Source organism: Chamaesiphon sp. VAR_69_metabat_338, from assembly GCF_031423935.1.
Taxonomy (GTDB): domain Bacteria; phylum Cyanobacteriota; class Cyanobacteriia; order Cyanobacteriales; family Chamaesiphonaceae; genus Chamaesiphon.
On the sequence record NZ_JANPGM010000673.1, the window covers coordinates 1 to 2372 of the forward strand.

1 protein-coding gene is annotated in these 2372 nt (G+C 47.2%); it reads left to right on the top strand.

Annotated elements, in window-relative coordinates:
- The coding region (gene alaS / locus RMO84_RS18580) for an alanine--tRNA ligase (protein WP_310489924.1) at positions 1-2372 on the top strand (2372 nt) is incomplete at both ends.

Below are 2372 nucleotides of genomic sequence, written 5' to 3' on the forward strand. Positions count from 1 at the left end.
GTCAAGCCTTCCTCGACTTTTATAGCCAGCGGGGACATCAGCCGTTGCCGAGTGGTTCTTTGGTACCGGAAGATCCGACGGTGTTATTGACGATCGCGGGGATGTTACCATTTAAGCCGATCTTCTTGGGTCAACGTCAGCCCGACTTTCCCCGTGCGACGACTTCCCAGAAATGTATCCGTACCAATGATATCGAGAACGTCGGGCGGACGGCACGGCATCATACGTTTTTTGAGATGCTGGGCAATTTTAGCTTTGGGGACTATTTTAAAGAGCAAGCGATCGAGTGGGGCTGGGAAATCTCGACTAAGGTGTTCAATCTGCCGCCAGAGCGGTTGGTTGTCAGCGTATTTGAGGATGACGATGAAGCTTTTGCAATCTGGCGAGATAAGATTGGCGTGAATCCGTTGCGAATCAAACGATTGGGTGCCGATGATAATTTTTGGGTGTCGGGGCCGACAGGCCCTTGTGGGCCATGCTCTGAACTTTATTATGATTTCCATCCCGAATTGGGAAATGAGCACATCGATTTGGAGGATGACAGCAGATTTATTGAGTTTTATAATCTGGTGTTCATGCAGTACAACCGCGATGTTGATGGCAATCTTACGCCGTTGGCGAACAAGAACATCGATACGGGGATGGGGTTGGAGCGGATGGCGCAAATCCTCCAAGATGTGCCGAATAATTATGAGACGGATTTGATTTTGCCGATCGTTCAAACTGCAGCGGAAATTGCGGGAATTGATTATTTTAATAGTGATGAGAAAACCAAGACTTCGTTGAAGGTAATTGGCGATCATATTCGGGCGATCGTCCATATGAATGCGGATGGAATTCGCGCATCGAATGTTGGGCGCGGTTATATTTTACGACGCTTATTGAGACGGGTAGTGCGCCACGGTCGGTTAATTGGCATTAACGGTGATTTTACAACCAAAGTAGCCGAAACTGCGATCGCCTTATCGGAATCGGCTTATCCAAATGTGCGTCAAAAAGCCGATAGTATTAAGGCCGAATTGCAGCGTGAAGAAACCCAGTTCCTCAAAACCTTAGAACGGGGTGAAAAGCTTTTGGCAGAGCTGATTACCAGTGTCAAAGAACGCGGCACCAACCAAATTAATGGGAAAGATGCCTTCAAACTTTATGACACTTATGGTTTCCCATTAGAATTAACTCAAGAGGTCGCTGAAGAAGAAGGTTTGACGATCGATATCGATGGTTATAATCTGGCGATGGAGGAACAAATTAAGATCGCCCAAGGTGCCCATGAATCGATCGATCTAACAGTGCAAGGTTCTCTAGATAAACTTGCCGAACATATTCAGGCGACTGAATTTTTGGGCTATAAGCAATCTGCTAGTCAGGCTGAAGTCGTCGCTGTGTTGGTTGCTGGCGAATCAGTAACCGAAGCAGATGCGGGGATGAATGTGCAAATTGTCCTAGATAAAAGCCCCTTCTATGCCGAATCTGGCGGACAAATTGGCGATCGCGGGTACTTATCGGGGGATAATTTATTAGTTCGCATCGATGATGTCAAAAAAGAGTCAGATTTCTTCGTTCACTTTGGATCGATCGAGCGCGGAAGTTTGCGAGTTGGCGATACCATTACCGCCCAAATTGACACTGCTTGTCGTCGTCGCGCTCAAGCCAATCATACCGCAACTCACCTATTACAAGCAGCTTTAAAACAACTCGTCGATGCTGAAATTTCCCAAGCAGGTTCGCTTGTTTCATTCGATCGCTTGCGGTTCGATTTTAACTGTCCCCGTGCGCTCACACCTGCGGAAGTTCAACAGGTGGAAGAGTTGGTAAATAATTGGATTACCGAAGCACATTCAGCCGAAATTGAGGTCATGCCGATCGCGCAAGCCAAAGCTAAAGGTGCCGTCGCCATGTTTGGTGAAAAATACGGCGATGACGTCCGCGTCATCGATTTCCCTGGCGTATCGATGGAATTGTGTGGTGGTATTCATGTAAATAATACCGCCGAAATTGGTGCCTTTAAAATCATCAGTGAAGCGGGAGTAGCTGCCGGAGTGCGGCGGATTGAAGCTGTGGCGGGTAATGCGATTTTAGACTACCTCAATGTGCGAGATAAAGTAGTCAAAGAATTGAGCGATCGATTTAAAGCTAAACCCGAAGAAATTCTCGATCGAATCTCGACGATGCAAGCCGAACTCAAAGCTAATCAGAAGCAATTAGAGACGGCGAAGGGAGAACTGGCGATCGCTAAAGCCGAGCAATTACTAACTCAAGCCCAAACTATTGGCGAGTTTAAGATCGTTATCGCAGAACTGGGCGATGTCGATGCTAATTCGCTCCAAACTGCGGCTGAACGGTTATTAAATAAACTCGGCGAAGGCGCGATT